The following is a 17005-nucleotide window of genomic DNA, read 5'->3' on the forward strand; positions in this document are numbered from 1 at the left end:
GTTCCGGGCCGACTGCGCTTCTCGCGTACTACGCGAACATCCAACAGATCATTTCCTGATTATCGTTGTCAATGTAAGCGTACTGGTGCTGGAGTCCTGCCCGTGTCCGACGAAGGAAGCGGCGGCGTTGCACGGTGAATCAGCGTGCCGGGGGCCGTCGTTCGTCCCGGGAAGGTACCTTCCGACCGGCACCTGACAGCTGTTCATGGCGTTCCCCATCAAGGCAGGCAGGCCGGCGGTATAGGCCGGTCAGCCGATGTCCGCCGGCCGGTTCCCCAGAAGAATCCGCGGAGGCGGAGCAGAAGACCGACCGCCGGTCCGCGCGCGGTCCGGATTCGGAACCCCGAACATCTCCTCATGTCGCGGTGCATCCGGGAAAAGCAGAAAGCCCGTGTCGAAGAATCGTCGTACCGGAGCGGCACTCGGCGCCCTCACCTTCGGCGGCGTCCTTGTCCCCGGCCGCGCCCCGGTGTGGCGCCGGTGTGCGTCTACAACGGTGCGGACTTCACGAGGCTGCTCGACAACAACGACAGGATCTTCTCGACCGTCGATGACTCCGACCACCGCATCCCGGTCCGGCCGGACCTCGATCACCGCGGTGACCTGCTGGAGGCCGAGCCCCACCGGAAGCGGGCGGCTCCGGTGGAGTGGGGCAACCGCGTCTCCTCGTACCGGCGGCGTCGACGGGATCCACGAGAGCGAGGCCGGCCGCGGCCTCCTCGCCGAGCCCGCCCTCCTGCTTCTCGGACGCCGAGAAGCAGGAGGGCGTCCTTCATGTCCGAAGCACCCCGAAAATCCGAGGTTCACCGGCTGAGCCGCTGGAACCTCCGTACCGCGAGCGGCAGGAAGACCGCCGTCAGGATCACCGGCCACACCCCCGCCATCAGCAGCGCGTGCTGCTCGACCCAGGAGTCGCCGCCGCCGACCGGCGTGCCGAACAGCTCGCGGGTCGCCGCCGCCGTGGAGGAGATCGGGTTCCAGGCCGCCACCCAGCCCAGCCAGTCGGGCATCAGCTGCGGGGCGACGAAGATGCTGGAGATCATCGTCAGCGGGAAGGCGACCGCGAACAGGCCGCCCGCCGCCTCCGGGTTGGGCACCAGCAGCCCCAGCCAGACCCCGGTCCAGATCAGCGCGAACCGCAGCCACAGCAGCAGCCCGAACGCCGCCAGGAAGCCCCAGCCGCCGTCCGGGCGCCAGCCCATGGCCAGCGCGGTGAGCATCATGATGGCCAACTCGGCGCAGGCGACGACCAGATCGGTCACCCCGCGCCCGGCCACCACCGCCGAGGAGGCCATCGGCATGGAGCGGAAGCGGTCGATGACCCCCTTGGTGGAGTCGTAGACGACGACGGTCGCGGTGTTGACGAAGCCGAAGGCCATGGTCATCACGAACATGCCCGGCATCAGGAAGTCCTTGTAGTCCCCGCCGCCGGGCACGGTCATCGCGCTGCCGAAGACATAGCCGTAGAGGAGGACCGACAGGATCGGGAAGCCCAGCTGCCAGGCGATGTTGACGGGCTGGCGCCGGTAGTGGGTCAGGCCGCGGCGGACGATGTTCCAGCAGTCCGCGAGCGCCCAGTACGCCCGGCCGTGCGCGGCCGGGCCGGTCAGGTCGAGGGCGCTCACGCCGCCGCCTCCTTCTCCGTGCGGTGTCCGGTCAGGCTCAGGAACACGTCGTCGAGGCTGGGCCTGCGCAGCCCGATGTCCTCGACCCGTACGCCCTCGTCCTGGAGGGTGCGCGCCACGTCGGTCAGCGCGGCCACCCGGTCGGTCACGGGGGCGTGCACCCGCAACTCAGCGTCTTCGGACTCGGGTTCGCCGTCGGCGAACCGCGCGACCACCTTCACCGCGCGCGGGATGTCGGACCGCTCGGCGACCACGACCTCGACGCGGTCGCCGCCGACCAGGTTCTTCAGCCCGTCCGGGGTGTCGTCGGCGATGGCTCGGCCCTGGTCGATGACGGTGATCCGGGAGGCGAGTCTGTCGGCCTCCTCCAAGTACTGCGTGGTCAGCAGCACCGTCGTGCCGTCCGCCACCAGCGCCCGCACGGATTCCCAGACCTCGCCCCGGCTCCGGGGGTCCAGCCCCGTCGTCGGCTCGTCCAGGAACAGCACGGCCGGTGCGAGGATCATCGAGGCGGCGAGGTCGAGGCGCCGCCGCATGCCGCCGCTGTAGTCACCGACCCCCTTGTCGGCGGCGTCGGTCAGGCCGAACCGCTCCAGCAGTTCGGCGGCCCGCGCCCTGGCGCGCCCGCCGCCCAGGTGGAACAGCCTGCCGAACATCTCCAGGTTCTGCCGTCCGGTGAGCACCTCGTCCACGGCCGCGTACTGCCCGGTGAGCCCGATCCGCGCCCGCACCTCGCGGGCCTGCCGGACCACGTCGAGCCCGGCCACCACGGCACGGCCGCCGTCGAGGCGGAGCAGCGTCGACAGGATGCGCACGGCGGTGGTCTTGCCGGCGCCGTTCGGTCCGAGCAGCCCGTGCACGGTGCCCTCGCGGACGGCCAGGTCGAAGCCGTCGAGGGCGCGCTTCTCGCCGTAGCGCTTCTCCAGCCCCTCGGCCCGGACCGCGTAACCGTCGTCGTTCATGGGTCCCCCTTCCAGTAACCGGGTACACCGTACCCGATTGCGCGTACGGCGTACCCAGTTTTTGGACGCGGACTTAAAATGCACTCATGAACAGCGGCAGGGGCGATACGGAGACCAGTGGCGGCGGCGACCTCGCCCGTACCCTCGACCTGCTGTGGGACACCGGCCCGCGGCCCAGCCGGGGGCCGAAGCCGGGCCTGACGCTGGACCGCATCGTGGAGGCCGCCGTCCAGGTCGCCGACCGGGACGGGATCGGCGCGCTGTCGATGCGCCGGATCGCCACGGAACTCGGCACCGGCACGATGTCCCTGTACCGCTACGTCCCCGGCAAGGCCGAGCTGCTCGACCTGATGCTGGACCGGGTGCAGCGGCCCTCACAGGACCCCGCGGACCTCGGCGACGGCGGCTGGCGCGCGGCCCTCGAGGCCTTCGGCCGCGCCACCCTCGCCCTGTACCGCCGGCACCCGTGGCTGCTGGAGGTCAACCAGTCCCGCCCGGTCCTCGGCCCGGGCGCGCTGGACGGCTTGGAGAAGGTGCTCTCCCGGATCAAGCCGATGGGCCTGTCCGACCCCGAGCTGCTGTCGGCGATCGTCATGATCGACGGGTACGTGGTCGGGGCCGCCCGTACGCAGCTGTACCAGGAGCAGGCCGAGCGCGGCTCCGGGCTGACGGACGCGCAGTTCTGGGAGGCGCAGCGGCCGGCCCTGGAGAAGGCCATGGACAGCGGGCGCTACCCCGTCATGGTCGGGCTCTCCGAGGACACCTTCGGCTCCGACTTCGACCACTTCGAGTTCGGGCTGCAGCGCATCCTGGACGGTCTGGAGGTGTTCGTCGCCCGGCGGACGGCGCGGTGACGGCGCCCCGCCCGGCCGGCGGCCGGTTCAGCCCCGGCGCCGCCGCCGCACCAGCCCGAACAGGACCGCGACGACGACGGCCGCCGCGACGACCTTGACGGTGTCCCCGCTCCCGCCCCCGCTCCCGTCACCGGCGGCGCCGCCGCCCTTCTCGCCCTCGGCGCCCGCCCCCGGCCCTCCGCCGCCCCCGGGCGCGTCCGCGGCCTCGACGCGGCTCCCGGCGCCCTCCATCCCGAGCAGCAGCTTCCTGCCGTCGGTGGTGTAGGTGGCGGACTCGCCCTGCCCCAGGGGCACGCTGATCCGCCCCCCGCGCCGGATCTCGCCGCCGTTCCAGTCGTACCAGATGCCCCCGAGGTAGCCGCGCACGGAGAGCCGCTCGCCGTCCGGGGAGAACGCGGCGTCGGTGGCCCAGAGGTCCACGGGGACGGTGGGCCGGAAGACGTTCGTCCCGGAGGCGGAGAGCTTCGCCGGACCCTCGTAGAGGTGTCCGCCGTCCTCGTTCTTGTCGATGATGTAGACCCGCCCGGTCTTCGGGTGGACGACCATCGACTCCGCGTCGCGGGCCCCGTCCGCGTACTTCACGACGTACTGCGTCGCCCGGACCGTCCGGTCCTTCAGCTCCGTCGGCTCGGGCAGCTCGTAGATCCACACGTGGGGCCAGGTACCGCCGAGGTTGTCCCCGATGTCACCGACGAGGATCCGGTCGCCCGGTCCGACGGCGATCGCCTCGACGTCGCGGAGCGTGCCGACGCCGGAGAGCGCGACCCGTGCGACCGTCTCGCCGGTGCCGCCGTCGACGGCGTACAGGTAGGGCCCGTCGTCCTGGTCGTTGTGGGTCCAGTAGACGCCGGGGTGGAGGCGGGAGGCGGCGAGTCCGCTGGACTCGGTGATACGCGGGTCCTTGATGGTGAAGCCCTCGTCGCCGTCGACTGCGGAGGCGGCGGGCACGGCGAGCGCGCCCGTGAGGAGGGTCGCGGCGAGCAGGGCGAAGGGTCGGCGCATGTGCCAAGAGTGCCATCGATCAACGCACTTCACGGGTGGTGTCCGGACTCACATCGCGACGGCCGGACCGGTCGTCCATGATGAGCGGGTGCTCAGGTTCATGCCCGTAGGCGACTCGATGACGATCGGGAGCGCGGGTGAACACACCTGGCGTTACCGGCTGTGGCAGCACCTGTGCACGGCGTACGACGGCCCCTTCACGCTGGTCGGCCCGCGCGAGACGCTCCACGACCCGGCGACGGACGCCCCCACCTCGCACGCGTACGCCGACCCCGGCTTCCCCCGCGCCCACCTGGCCGGCTGGGGCGAGGGCTGGCACCACATGACCCCGCTGATCGGCGAGGCCGTGCGCTCCTGCCGCGCGGACGTGCTGCTGGTGTCGCTGGGCCTGATCGACCTGGGCTTCTACACCAACGCCGAGCAGACGGCGGACAACGTCCGCGCCTTCGTGGCCGCGGCACGGGAGGCCGGTCCGCGCGTCCGCGTGGCCGTCATGCCGGTGATCCGCAACATCCGGGTGGAGTCGGACCCGGACTTCGCCGACCAGGTCGCCCGCTTCAACGAACTCCTGGCGAAGACCGTCGCCGACCTGGACGAGGCGGGCTCGCCGCTGCTGCTGGTCCCGCCGCCGGCGTCGTACGACTTCCACACGGACACGTACGACGGCACGCACCCCAACGAGAGCGGCGAGCACAGGATCGCGGGCGCCTTCGCGGAGGCGATGTGGCGGGGGTGGGGGCTGGGCGGGCCGTACGGGGCGGCGTAGCGGCCCGGGGGTTCTGGCATATGCGCCCCGCCCCGTGTCCTGCGCGCCGTGCGTATCGTTGTACCGCGCGGCCGCACTCGTCCGTGGGCGGCCGGGGAGGAGCGCGCCACGATGACCGTCCTTGAAGACAGGATCGCCATGGCCGACGTCAACACTCAGCGCTTGGACGAGTGGTTCGAGCGGTTGGAGCGGATGCCCGTCCCCGAAGGATTCAGGGTCGAGATCGTCGGGGGCAACGTCTACATGACACCGCAGCGTGACACCCACTGGGGGATCATCCGCCGGATCGTACGAGCCGTCGAGGACAGGTTCGGGATGGACGTGCCGGTGTTCTCGGACGTCCGCATCGACTTCCCCGGCCACGAGAACGGCCTCTGCCCGGACGTCGCCGTACTCCGCGCCTCCGCAGAGAAGGACGACGAGGGCCGTTGGCGGTACGAGGACGTCGAGTTCGTCTTCGAAGTCATCTCCGAGGGCACGGCCGCCAACGACTACGGCCCGAAAAAGGTCGCCTACGCGACCGCCGAGGTCCCTCTCTACGTCATCGCCGACCCCTATCAGGGCCGCTGCTACGTCTACACCGATCCCAAGAACGGCGACTACGTCACAAGGACGCGGGTGGACTTCGGCGACGACATCGATCTCACCGGCACCGTGGCCGACCTGACCGTGAGCACCAGCAAATTCCCCCGGGACCGATCCCCTCTTGCATAGAGCGCACTCCAAGTCGTTGGCTTGACGACCATGAAGTACACACAGCTCGGACGCACGGGACTCAAGGTCAGCCGGCTCGTCCTCGGGACGATGAACTTCGGTCCGCAGACCGACGAGGCCGACAGCCACGCCATCATGGACGCCGCGCTGGACGCGGGTCTGAACTTCTTCGACACGGCCAACGTCTACGGCTGGGGCGAGAACAAGGGCCGTACCGAGAGCATCATCGGCAGCTGGTTCGCGAAGGGCGGCGACCGCCGCGACAAGGTGGTCCTCGCGACCAAGGTCTACGGGAACATGGGCGCCGACGGCGAGGCCTGGCCCAACCACGACAAGCTGTCGGCCGTGAACATCCGGCGGGCCGTCGACGCCTCGCTGAAGCGGCTGGGGACCGACTACATCGACGTCTACCAGTTCCACCACGTCGACCGGAACACGCCGTTCGAGGAGATCTGGCAGGCGATCGACGTCCTGGTCCAGCAGGGCAAGATCCTCTACGCCGGCTCCTCGAACTTCCCCGGCTACAAGATCGCCCAGGCCAACGAGATCGCCGCCCGGCGCGGCGGCACCATCGGCCTGGTCAGCGAGCAGTGCCTCTACAACCTCGCCGAGCGCCGCGCCGAGATGGAGGTCATCCCGGCCGCGCAGGAGTACGGGCTCGGGGTCATCCCGTGGTCGCCGCTGCACGGCGGCCTGCTGGGCGGTGTGATCAAGAAGGAGGTCCAGGGCGGCCGGCGTGCCTCCGGGCGGGCCGCCGACACGCTCGCCGATCCGTCGTCGCGCGCGCAGATCCAGGCGTACGAGGACCTGCTCGACAAGCACGGCGTCAAGCCCGGTGAGGCCGCGCTGGCCTGGCTGCTCACCCGGCCCGGCGTGACCGGACCGATCGTCGGCCCGCGCACGGCCGAGCAGCTCGGCTCCGCGCTGCGGGCGGTCGAGCTGGAGCTGAGCGAGGAGCTGCTGACCTCGCTGGACGAGATCTTCCCGGGTCCTGGGCCGTCGCCGGAGGCCTTCGCCTGGTAGCGGCGTACGGCAGCGGGCGGCGACGCTAATTACCCAGCGCCGCCGCCAGGGCCACCACGACGAACATCAGCACGAGCGCACCGGCCATGATCCGGTTCCGGGTCTTCGGGTCCACGCCCCCGAGCCTAACCGGCCGCGCCCAGTGCCCGGCGGGCGACCGCCTCGTAGCGGGGCTGTTCGCCCGGCACCCCGGACGTCGGCAGGTCGCTGCGCACCAGCACCAGCTCGTCCACGGTCCAGGTGCGGCCGCGGAACGCGTGCAGGGCCTCCACGTACGGCCGCACGTCGACGGCGTCCCGGCTGCGGGCCACCGTCAGGTGGGCCTTGTACCGCCGGTGCTCGTCCACGGCCACGCCCGCCTTGCGCGCCGCGGCCCCGGCCCGCTCGGCCAGCAGCCGCATGGTGCGCAGGTCTCCTTCCGCCCCGGTCCACAGCACCCTGCCGTGCCCGAACTGACCGCCACCGGCGAGAGCGAGCCGGAACGGCTCGGTCCGGGCCGCGGCCCGCCCCAGCCGCGCCGTCAGCTCCGGCACGAGCCCGTCGTCGACCTCGCCGTAGAACGCCAGCGTGAAGTGCCAATCAGCGGCTCCGCCGCGGGGCCGTCCCGCCCGCCCGGTCCACCGCATCCCGTCCGCCCCGGGCAGCCTCCGCAACGCCGCCACCTCGGCGGCGAGCTCCTGGACCACGTCCTCGGGGGGCAGCACGGCGGCGAAGAGTCTCATACGTCCAGTCTCACAGGAGAACGTACGTACGCTCAGTCGTATCCCGGTCGCCGTGCGTATCGTTGTACCGCGCGGCTGTACGCATCGAGCGGCAGCCGGGGAGGAGCGCCACGATGACCGTCCTCGAAGACAGGATCGAGATGGCCGAGAGCGGCGACGAGCTCACGCTCGACATGATGTTCGAGTGGCTGGAGAAGATGCCCATCCCCGAGGGTTACAAGACCGAGATCGTCGGGGGGCACATCTTCATGGCACCGCAGCGGGACGCCCACTGGGAGATCATCCTGGACATCGTCGAGCAACTGCGCGTGAAGTACCCGCGCAAGCGCGTCAAGTCCGACGTCCGCATCGACTACCCGGGGCACCTCAACGGCTTCGCCTCCGACGTGACCCTGCTGGCCGAGGGCGCGACCAGGAACGGCGAGGGGCGGTGGCGCTGCGAGGACGTCGTGTTCATCGCCGAGGTGATCTCCCGGAGGACCGCCGGCAACGACTACGGGCCGAAGAAGGACGCGTACGCCGCCGCCGGCGTGCCGGTGTACCTGATCGTCGACCCGTACACCGGCGAGTGGCACCTGCACACGCTGCCGAAGGACGGGAAGTACCACGGCAACGTGCGCTTCGACTTCGGCATCGAGGCCGATCTGACCAAGACGGTCGTCGGTCTCGTCCTCCAGACCGACGAGTTCCCCCGCGACTGACGGCCGCTACACCGCCGGGGCCAGTGCCTCCTGACGCTCCCGCGGTACGAAGCGGACGCTGGGGTGGCCGCGCCGCCAGGCCACCGACAGGCGCAGGCCGCCGACCCTGGCCAGGATCAGGCCGATGACGGACGCCGCGGCCACCGCGATCGCGCCGCCCGCCGCGAAGCCGACGCGGGCGCCGTAGGCGTCGGTGATCCAGCCGACGATCGGGGCGCCGACCGGGGCGCCGCCGAGGAACACCATCATGTAGAGGGCCATGACACGGCCGCGCATGACCGGGTCGGTGGCCATCTGGAGGCTGGTGTTGGTGGTGACGTTGACCGTCATCGAGAACAGGCCCAGCGGGACCATGATCAGGGCGAACATCCACAGCTCCGGCGACGCGGCGGCCAGGATCTCCAGCGCGCCGAACGCGATCGCGGCCACGATCAGCAGCCGCAGCCGGGCCGTGCCGCGCCGGGCGGCGAGCAGGGCGCCGGCGACCGAGCCGACCGCCATCAGCGTGTTGAACATGCTGTAGACGCCCGCGCCCCCGTGGAAGACGTCGTCGGCGAAGGCCGAGAGGTAGACGGGGAAGTTGAAGGCGAAGGTGCCGATGAAGCCGACCAGGACGATCGGCCAGATCAGCTCCGGGCGTCCGGTGACGTAGCGCACGCCCTCCCGCAGCTGCCCCTTGCCGCGCGGGGCGCGCTCGACGGGGTGCAGGTCGCGGGCGCGCATCATCATCAGGCCGGCCAGCGGCGCGATGAAGGACAGGCCGTTGAGGAGGAACGCCCAGCCGGTGCCGACGCCGGTGATCAGCAGGCCCGCGACGGCGGGGCCGACCAGGCGGGCGGACTGGAAGTTCGCGGAGTTCAGGCTGACCGCGTTCTGCAGCTGGCCGGGGCCGACGAGTTCGGAGACGAAGGACTGGCGGGCCGGGTTGTCGACGACGGTCGCCAGACCGAGGGCGAAGGCGGCGACGTAGATGTGCCAGACCTCGACCCGTCCCGTCAGGGTGAGGACGGCGAGCGCGAGGGAGGTGAGGGCCATCGCGATCTGCGTGACGATCAGCGTGGGGCGCTTGCGCAGGCGGTCGACGAGGACGCCGCCGTACAGGCCGAACAGCAGCATCGGCAGGAACTGCAGGGCCGTGGTGATGCCGACGGCGGCCGAGGAGCCGGTGAGGCTGAGGACCAGCCAGTCCTGGGCGATGCGCTGCATCCAGGTGCCGATGTTGGAGACGACCTGGCCGGCGAAGAACAGGCGGTAGTTCCTGATCCGCAGCGAGGAGAACATCGAGGTCCTGCGGGCGGGGGTGTCGGGGGCGGCCAGGGTGTCGCGGTGGTCAGGTGCGGGGGCGGAAGCTGCTCCGGATCCCGTACTCAAAAGGGTTCGCCTCCTACGTACGTACTGCTGTGCCGTGTGCTCAGACGTGCGCCAGTTTCTCCAGCACGGGGGCGGCGGCGCGCAGTTTCGCCCACTCGTCGTCGTCCAGTTCCCCGGCCAGCGAGGCCAGGAACGCGTTCCGCTTGCGGCGGCTCTCCTCGAGCATCGCCTCGGCCCGCTCGGTCTGCGTGACGACCTTCTGACGGCGGTCGTCGGGGTGCGGCTCCAGGCGGACCAGCCCCTTGCCCTCCAGCAGGGCCACGATGCGGGTCATCGACGGCGGCTGGACGTGCTCCTTGCGGGCGAGCTCGCCCGGGGTGGCCCGGCCGCAGCGGGCCAGGGTGCCCAGCACCGACATCTCGGTGGGGCTGAGGGACTCGTCGACGCGCTGGTGCTTGAGCCGACGGGACAGCCGCATCACGGCGGATCGGAGGGCGTTCACGGCGGCTGCGTCATCGCCATGGCTGAAGTCCGGCATGTTCTTTAGCGTAACTCATTACTCTCGCTAAAGACCACCTGGAAGACGCGTGCACGCCCGTGACTCCTGCCACTGTCACGCTCCATCACCCGTACGAGTGATCCATCCGTGAATCGCGGTACGCCGCACCGTGGTGTGCAGCGACCCTCGTGCGCATGGGAACCGAGGTGTTCAGCCTGCGCATCGACCACGACCTGCTCGAACGGCTCCGCGGGCATGCCGCCAGACGCGGCATGAGCGTCCAGGACTATGTCGTCCGGACGCTCATGCGCGATGACTTCGACCAGCGGTTCCAGACCGCCGTCGAGGAGACGGAGAAGTTCTACGAGGCCACGTGAGCCCCGTGGCGCGGGATCAGGTCAGGCCCAGCGCCGGCATCAGGTAGTAGAAGGCGAAGACCGCCGCCACCGCGTACATCGCCGGCGGGACCTCCCGGCCGCGGCCGGCCGCCAGGCGCAGCACCGCGAAGGCGATGAAGCCCATGCCGATGCCGTTGGTGATCGAGTAGGTGAACGGCATCATCAGCATCGTCACGAAGGCCGGGATGGCGATCGTGTGGTCGGCCCAGTCGATCTCCTTGATCGACCCGGCCAGGATCAGGAAGCCCACCGCGAGCAGCGCCGGGGTGGCCGCCTGGGACGGGACCATGGTGGCGACGGGCGTGAGGAACAGCGCCACCGCGAACAGGCCGCCGGTGACGACGTTGGCGAAGCCGGTCCGCGCGCCCTCGCCGACACCGGCCGTGGACTCCACGAAGGCGGTGGTGGCCGAGGAGGAGCTGGCGCCGCCCGCGGCGACCGCGACACCGTCGATGAACAGCACCTTGTTGATGCCGGGCATCTGGCCCTGCGCGTCGGTCAGCTTGGCCTCGTCCGAGACGCCCATGATCGTGCCCATCGCGTCGAAGAAGCACGACAGCAGCACGGTGAAGACGAACAGGACGCCGGTCAGCACGCCGACCTTGCCGAAGCCGCCGAACAGGCTGACCTGGCCGATCAGACCGAAGTCGGGGGTGGCGAGCGGGTTGCCGGGCCAGGTCGGGGTCGTCAGGCCCCAGGACGGGATGTCGGCGACGGCGTTGACGACCATCGCGACGACCGTCATGGCGACGATCGAGATGAGGATCGCGCCCGGCACCCTGCGCACGATCAGCGCCAGGGTGAGCAGCGCGCCGAGGACGAAGACGAGGACCGGCCAGCCGGTGAGGTGACCGCCGGTGCCGAGCTGGAGCGGGACGGTGGTCTGGGCGGCGTCCGGCATGCGGGTGACGAACCCGGAGTCGACCAGACCGATCAGCATGATGAACAGGCCGATGCCGATGGCGATGGCCTTGCGCAGCCCGTAGGGGACGGCGTTCATCACGCGCTCGCGCAGGCCGGTGGCGACCAGGATCATGACGACGAAGCCGGCCAGCACCACCATGCCCATGGCGTCCGGCCACGACATGCGCGGCGCGAGCTGGAGCGCGACGACCGAGTTCACGCCGAGGCCGGCGGCCAGCGCGATCGGGACGTTGCCGATGACGCCCATGAGCAGCGTGGTGAACGCCGCGGTCAGGGCGGTCGCGGTGACCAGCTGACCGTTGTCGAGCTGGTGGCCGTACATGTCCTTCGCGCTGCCCAGGATGATCGGGTTCAGCACGATGATGTACGCCATGGCGAAGAAGGTGGCGAAACCACCGCGGATCTCGCGGGACAGGGTGCTGCCGCGCTCGGAGATCCGGAAGTAGCGGTCGAGGGCGCCGGACGCGGCACCGGACCCCGGCTGCTCGGGGGTGGGGGCCTTGGTGGTGGCCGACGGGGACATGCGGGGACCTCATCACCGGTGGGCGCCCCCCGAAGCCCTTTGGTGTTTTCTACGAATGAAAGCGGTCAGAGACAAACGGATTCAGTATGAACATATAACGCCGTCCACGCTATCTCCGCGCGTAGACCCACGTGGTCCCGTGCGGTCCCCGTCACGCGGCCCATGCGGTCCCCGTCACGTGCCGGATCCCTCGTAAGCTGTCCGCATGGCGAAGTGGACCCCCAAGCACGAGGCGCCGGAGCCCCTGGAGGGCCCCGTGGTCGCCACCATCACCGGCGGCACGATCGTCTGGTTCGCCCTGTTCCTGGTCCAGTTGCCGTTCTACGGCTGGTTCGACGACCACGGCCACACCTGGTGGCTGTGGACCTGCCTGGCCGGCGGCGGGCTCGGCTTCATCGGCATCTGGTACGTCCGCAGGCGCGACGCCGCGATCAAGCGGGCGCCGGCGGCCCGAGCGGCCTCCCCGGCCGGCCACTCCCCCGCCCCGTCGGCCGACTGAGCCCCGCCGGCCGGGCTCCGTCGACGAGCCCCGCCGGCTTCCGCGCCGCCGCCGTACGACCACGGCACTACGGCCGTCCTCCCGGGGTCGGATCTTCCGCCGATCGGGTGGGTGGGCCACCGGATCCGCACGTACCGTCGAATGCATGACACATCTCGAGGCGGGTGACCGGGTCGAGGCCGTGCGACCCGCCAGGGTCACCTCACCGGTGACCGGGCTGACGGCCGCGGAAGTGGCCGAGCGGGTGGCGCGCGGGCAGGTCAACGACGTGCCGGTGCGCAGCAGCCGGTCCCTCGCCGAGATCGTCCGCGCGAACGTGTTCACCCGGTTCAACGCGATCATCGGCGTGCTCTGGCTGATCATGCTGGTGGTCGCGCCCATCCAGGACAGCCTGTTCGGCTTCGTGATCCTCGCCAACACCGGCATCGGCATCGTCCAGGAGTGGCGGGCGAAGAAGACCCTCGACTCCCTCGCGGTGATCGGCGAGGTACGGCCCACGGTGCGCCGGGACGGGACGGCCGCGGAGATCGGCACCTCCGAGATCGTGCTGGACGACCTGATCGAGGTCGGACCGGGCGACAAGGTCGTCGTCGACGGGTCGTGCGTCGAGGCGGACGGCCTGGAGATCGACGAGTCACTGCTCACCGGCGAGGCCGATCCCGTGGTGAAGCGGCCCGGGGACCAGGTCATGTCCGGCAGCTTCGTCGTCGCGGGCGGCGGCTCCTTCCAGGCGACCCGGGTGGGGCGCGAGGCGTACGCGGCGCAGCTCGCCGAGGAGGCGTCCCGGTTCACGCTGGTCCACTCCGAGCTGCGCTCGGGCATCTCCACGATCCTCAAGTACGTGACGTGGATGATGGTCCCGACCGCGATCGGCCTGGTCATCAGCCAGCTGGTGGTCGAGGACGACGATCTGAAGGACTCGGTCGCCCGCACGGTCGGCGGGATCGTGCCGATGGTCCCCGAGGGGCTGGTGCTGCTCACCTCCGTCGCCTTCGCGATCGGGGTGATCCGGCTGGGGCGCAAGCAGTGCCTGGTGCAGGAGCTGCCGGCGATCGAGGGGCTGGCCCGCGTCGACACGGTGTGCCTGGACAAGACGGGCACGCTCACCGAGGGCGGCATGGACGTCACCGAGCTGCGGGTCCTGGGGGACGGCGACGAGGCGTACCTCCGCAAGGTGCTGGGCGAGCTCGGTTCGGCGGACCCCCGCCCGAACGCCTCCCTGCAGGCGATCATCGACGCCTACGCGGACACCACGGACTGGCGCCTCACCGACACCCTGCCCTTCTCCTCCGCCCGCAAGTACAGCGGCGCGACGTTCGACGAGGGCGCCGGCGAGACCGTCACCTGGCTGCTGGGAGCCCCGGACGTGCTGCTCGGCCCCGGCGACCCGGCGCTGGCCGAGACCGGGCGGATGAACGAGCAGGGGCTGCGGGTGCTGCTGCTCGCCCGCGCCCGCGACGGCGTGGACGTCGACGACCCCGGGGCCGCCGAGGGCGTACGGCCGGCCGCGCTGGTGGTGCTGGAGCAGCGGCTGCGCCCGGACGCGGCCGACACCCTGCGCTACTTCGCCGAGCAGGACGTCCGCGCCAAGGTCATCTCCGGGGACAACGCGGTGTCGGTCGGGGCGGTCGCGTCCAAGCTGGGCCTGTCGGGGACGGCGGTGGACGCGCGCGGGCTGCCCGCCGACCGGGACGGGATGGCCGACGCACTGGACGAGGGCACGGTGTTCGGGCGGGTCACCCCGCAGCAGAAGCGGAACATGGTGGGTGCGCTCCGGTCGAACGGCCACACGGTGGCGATGACCGGGGACGGCGTGAACGACGTGCTGGCGCTGAAGGACGCGGACATCGGCGTGGCGATGGGCTCCGGTTCGGAGGCCACGCGGGCGGTCGCGCAGATCGTGCTGCTGAACAACAGCTTCGCCACGCTGCCGTCGGTGGTGGCGGAGGGGCGGCGGGTGATCGGCAACATCACCCGGGTCGCCACGCTGTTCCTGGTGAAGACGGTGTACTCGGTGCTGCTGGCGGTGCTGGTGGTGATCTCGCAGGTGGAGTACCCGTTCCTGCCGCGCCATCTGACGCTGCTGTCCACGCTCACCATCGGCGTCCCGGCGTTCTTCCTGGCCCTCGCCCCCAACAGGGAACGCGCCCGGCCGCACTTCGTACGGCGGGTCATGCGGTACGCGATCCCGGGCGGGGTGCTGGCCGCGCTGGCGACGTTCGCGTCGTACCTGGTCGCGCGGGAGCACTACACCGGTGAGGGCTCGCTGGAGGCGGAGACGAGCGCGGCGACGCTGACGCTGTTCCTGATCTCGATCTGGGTGCTGGCGATCGTCGCCCGGCCGTACACCTGGTGGCGGGTGGGCCTGGTGGCGGCGATGGGCGGGGCGTTCCTGGTGGTGCTGGTGGTGCCGTGGCTGCAGGACTTCTTCGCGCTGAAGCTGGTCGGCACGGTGATGCCGTGGGCCGCGGTCGGCATCGCGGCGGTGGCGGCGGCCGCCCTGGAACTCCTGTGGAGACTGGTCGACCGCCGCTTTCCCGTCGGGTAGGCCCCGGGGTTACTGCACGCCGATGTAGTCACCGGTGGCAGTGGCCTTGCCGCCGGTCGGGGAGCCGTTGAAGACGAAGCGGTAGTGGCCGCTGGCGCTCGCCGTGACGGTCGTCTTCAGGGCGCCGGTGGAGGTGGACTTGATGCCCTTGACGTTGCCGTAGGTGCTGGAGTCCTTCGCGCGGTACTGGAGGACCACCGACTGGCCGCCGTAGCCGACGTACGTGTTGGTGTCCCAGTCGGCGCGGGTCAGCTTGCCGGTGACGGTGATGGTCTTGCCCTTCTTCACCGGCTCCGGAGCGGCGTCGACGGTCACCTTGGAGGTGCGCAGGACCTTGCGGGTGCCCACGTTCTCCAGGGTCACCTCGTCGTTCTCGGTGACCACGACGACGCCGACGCGCCAGGTACCGGCGTCCTCGTTGAGCAGTTCGGCCGGCAGGAAGGTGACGGTGGTCGAGCACTTCAGGGCGGTCGAGGAGACCTCGGTGCAGGCGGCCGCGTCGTCGGAGGCGAAGCCCCAGGTCGCGTCGTCGACCGAGGTGCCGTGGTAGATCATCGCGGCGGTGCCGTAGACGCCCAGGTCGCCGGTGTGGTTCAGGGTGTACGTGAGCGGCACGGTGTAGGTGCCGGTCGTGCCGACGACGACGTCCTTGTTGTTGTTGACCGACACGCCGGAGACGGTGACGTCGAGCGCGGCGGCGGCCTTCGCGGGGGCGCCGCTGCGGGCGGCGGGCGCGGACGCGTCGGCCTTCAGGCCGGCCTTGAGGTCGGCGGTGGTCTCGCTGACGGTCGCCCCGAAGGACGGCCGGGTGTCGTCGGCGGCCTGTGCGACGGCCGGCACGACGAGGGCGGAGAGGGTCAGGGCGCCGGTGACGGCGGCCACGGTGGTACGTATACGCATGTGTTGGATCCCCCCACAGGGTGACGGTGGAGTCTGATGACTCACACGATCTGATCCGTGGCGGAAGCGACTGGTTGCACACCGTGCGAAGGGTTGGCGGAGACGACACCGGCAGTTCACCCTGGCATCCGCGAGGTGAACTGCCGGTAGGGGAAAGCGAGTTACTTCACGTCGACGTAGTCACCCGTGGCGTTGACCGCCGGGGTGGTCGAGGTGCCCGCGAAAGCGTAGCGGTAGTAGCCGTCGGCGGAGGCCTTGACGGTGGTCTTCAGCTCGCCCCTGGAGTTGGTCTTGATGGTCTTGACCGTGGTGTAGGTGCTGGAGCTCTTCTTGCGGAACTGGAGCTTCACCGACTGGCCGGTGTAGCCGGCGTACTTGCCGGTCTCCCAGTTGGCGCGGGACAGCTTGCCCGTGACCGTGACGGTCTTGCCCTTCTTCACCGGCTCGGGGGAGGCGTTGACGGTGAGCTTGGAGGCGCGCTGGACCTTGAAGCTCTTGACGTTGTCCTTCTGCGTGTAGTTCCCGTCCTTGGCCTTGGCGACGGCCCACGTCTTCCAGGTGCCGGCGGACGCGTTGATGATGTCGTAGCCCGGCTCCAGGGTGAAGGTCGACGTGCAGGTCGACTTCGTGGCGTTGACCTTGGTGCACTTGGCCCGGCCGTCGCCGCTGTCGGCGACGGCTCCGGCGTCGGACGCCTCGATGTTCGGGCCGTGGTAGAGGATGGCCTGCGCCCACTTGACGCCGGAGTTGTCGGTGACGGTGAAGGTGACGGTGGCCTTCTTGGCGGCGGTGGCGCCGACGACGACGGACTTGCCGCCGTTGACCACCACGTTGGAGATCTTCGTGTCGCCCACGGAGTCGTCGGCGTGGGCGGCCGGGACGGCGAGGGCGGACAGGGCCAGGGCGCCGGAGACGGCGGCCACGGTGGCGCGAATACGCATGTGTTGTGTTCCCCACGGTGGAGAAGGGGGCCCCGGCTCTGGTCGTTTCGTACGGCTCGTCGTCGGCCGGGGCCCCGGATGATCGGGGAGTCT

General features: G+C 70.6%; 17 protein-coding genes. 8 read left to right on the forward strand and 9 right to left on the reverse strand.

The annotated features are described in order from the left end of the window. Positions 1–803: 803 nt before the first annotated feature. Both ACZ8ZB_RS15005 and ACZ8ZB_RS15010 read right to left on the reverse strand, forming a co-directional pair. Positions 804–1625: an ABC transporter permease gene (locus ACZ8ZB_RS15005; RefSeq protein ID WP_470738229.1), complete on the reverse strand. Its 822-nt coding sequence runs from the start codon at positions 1623–1625 to the stop codon at positions 804–806. Beyond that, positions 1622–2587 carry an ATP-binding cassette domain-containing protein gene (locus ACZ8ZB_RS15010; RefSeq protein ID WP_470738230.1) on the reverse strand — a complete coding sequence of 322 codons (966 nt, stop codon included), beginning with the start codon at positions 2585–2587 and terminating at the stop codon, positions 1622–1624. Before ACZ8ZB_RS15010 ends, ACZ8ZB_RS15005 begins: the two co-directional genes overlap by 4 nt. An 86-nt stretch (positions 2588–2673) precedes the next feature. Here ACZ8ZB_RS15010 and ACZ8ZB_RS15015 point away from each other — a divergent pair, with 86 nt between their 5' ends. Beyond that, positions 2674–3441, forward strand: a complete 768-nt coding sequence (locus tag ACZ8ZB_RS15015) for a TetR/AcrR family transcriptional regulator (protein WP_470738231.1) — start codon at positions 2674–2676, stop codon at positions 3439–3441. A gap of 27 nt (positions 3442–3468) precedes the next feature. Here the strand turns inward: ACZ8ZB_RS15015 and ACZ8ZB_RS15020 are convergent, their stop codons facing one another. Continuing rightward, positions 3469–4443: a WD40 repeat domain-containing protein gene (locus ACZ8ZB_RS15020; RefSeq protein WP_470738232.1), complete on the reverse strand. Its 975-nt coding sequence runs from the start codon at positions 4441–4443 to the stop codon at positions 3469–3471. Positions 4444–4531: 88 nt separating this feature from the next. On the opposite strand from ACZ8ZB_RS15020, the gene ACZ8ZB_RS15025 reads away from it, so the two are divergent. The 3 genes from ACZ8ZB_RS15025 to ACZ8ZB_RS15035 all read left to right on the forward strand — a co-directional run bounded on the left by ACZ8ZB_RS15025 (position 4532) and on the right by ACZ8ZB_RS15035 (position 6946). After that, positions 4532–5209 (forward strand): SGNH/GDSL hydrolase family protein, encoded by a 678-nt coding sequence (locus ACZ8ZB_RS15025; protein WP_470738233.1) that lies wholly within the window; start codon positions 4532–4534, stop codon positions 5207–5209. Positions 5210–5320: 111 nt separating this feature from the next. Then, on the forward strand, positions 5321–5923 hold the full coding sequence (locus ACZ8ZB_RS15030; protein ID WP_470738234.1) for a Uma2 family endonuclease: 603 nt from the start codon (positions 5321–5323) through the stop codon (positions 5921–5923). A 30-nt stretch (positions 5924–5953) separates the two neighbouring features. Then, positions 5954–6946 carry an aldo/keto reductase gene (locus ACZ8ZB_RS15035; RefSeq protein ID WP_470738235.1) on the forward strand — a complete coding sequence of 331 codons (993 nt, stop codon included), beginning with the start codon at positions 5954–5956 and terminating at the stop codon, positions 6944–6946. 125 nt (positions 6947–7071) lie between these two features. Here the strand turns inward: ACZ8ZB_RS15035 and thpR are convergent, their stop codons facing one another. Beyond that, positions 7072–7668, reverse strand: a complete 597-nt coding sequence (thpR, locus tag ACZ8ZB_RS15040) for an RNA 2',3'-cyclic phosphodiesterase (RefSeq protein WP_470738236.1) — start codon at positions 7666–7668, stop codon at positions 7072–7074. Between the two features lie 113 nt (positions 7669–7781). Here thpR and ACZ8ZB_RS15045 point away from each other — a divergent pair, with 113 nt between their 5' ends. Continuing rightward, positions 7782–8369, forward strand: coding sequence for a Uma2 family endonuclease (locus ACZ8ZB_RS15045; RefSeq protein WP_470738237.1), 588 nt, complete (start codon positions 7782–7784; stop codon positions 8367–8369). 6 nt (positions 8370–8375) lie between these two features. Here ACZ8ZB_RS15045 and ACZ8ZB_RS15050 read toward each other — a convergent pair whose 3' ends face one another. Together ACZ8ZB_RS15050 and ACZ8ZB_RS15055 are read right to left on the reverse strand one after the other, a co-directional pair. After that, on the reverse strand, positions 8376–9740 hold the full coding sequence (locus ACZ8ZB_RS15050) for an MFS transporter (protein WP_470738238.1): 1365 nt from the start codon (positions 9738–9740) through the stop codon (positions 8376–8378). 40 nt (positions 9741–9780) lie between these two features. After that, complete coding sequence (locus ACZ8ZB_RS15055; protein WP_470738239.1) at positions 9781–10218, reverse strand: MarR family winged helix-turn-helix transcriptional regulator; 438 nt, start codon at positions 10216–10218, stop codon at positions 9781–9783. Between the two features lie 155 nt (positions 10219–10373). Here ACZ8ZB_RS15055 and ACZ8ZB_RS15060 point away from each other — a divergent pair, with 155 nt between their 5' ends. After that, on the forward strand, positions 10374–10556 hold the full coding sequence (locus ACZ8ZB_RS15060) for a ribbon-helix-helix protein, CopG family (RefSeq protein WP_470738240.1): 183 nt from the start codon (positions 10374–10376) through the stop codon (positions 10554–10556). Positions 10557–10572: 16 nt separating this feature from the next. Here the strand turns inward: ACZ8ZB_RS15060 and ACZ8ZB_RS15065 are convergent, their stop codons facing one another. Beyond that, positions 10573–12024, reverse strand: coding sequence for an NCS2 family permease (locus ACZ8ZB_RS15065; RefSeq protein WP_470738241.1), 1452 nt, complete (start codon positions 12022–12024; stop codon positions 10573–10575). 205 nt (positions 12025–12229) lie between these two features. On the opposite strand from ACZ8ZB_RS15065, the gene ACZ8ZB_RS15070 reads away from it, so the two are divergent. Continuing rightward, a complete protein-coding gene (locus tag ACZ8ZB_RS15070; RefSeq protein ID WP_470738242.1) occupies positions 12230–12523 on the forward strand; it encodes a DUF2530 domain-containing protein in 294 nt (97 codons plus the stop codon). Between the two features lie 145 nt (positions 12524–12668). Further along, complete coding sequence (locus ACZ8ZB_RS15075; RefSeq protein ID WP_470738243.1) at positions 12669–15071, forward strand: HAD-IC family P-type ATPase; 2403 nt, start codon at positions 12669–12671, stop codon at positions 15069–15071. Between the two features lie 9 nt (positions 15072–15080). On the opposite strand, the gene ACZ8ZB_RS15080 is transcribed toward ACZ8ZB_RS15075, so the two are convergent. Together ACZ8ZB_RS15080 and ACZ8ZB_RS15085 are read right to left on the reverse strand one after the other, a co-directional pair. Beyond that, on the reverse strand, positions 15081–15971 hold the full coding sequence (locus tag ACZ8ZB_RS15080; protein WP_470738244.1) for a DUF5707 domain-containing protein: 891 nt from the start codon (positions 15969–15971) through the stop codon (positions 15081–15083). A 161-nt stretch (positions 15972–16132) separates the two neighbouring features. Continuing rightward, positions 16133–16912 carry a calcium-binding protein gene (locus ACZ8ZB_RS15085; RefSeq protein WP_470738245.1) on the reverse strand — a complete coding sequence of 260 codons (780 nt, stop codon included), beginning with the start codon at positions 16910–16912 and terminating at the stop codon, positions 16133–16135. Between the last annotated feature and the right edge of the window lie 93 nt (positions 16913–17005).

This window comes from Streptomyces sp. 12E (assembly GCF_055633275.1).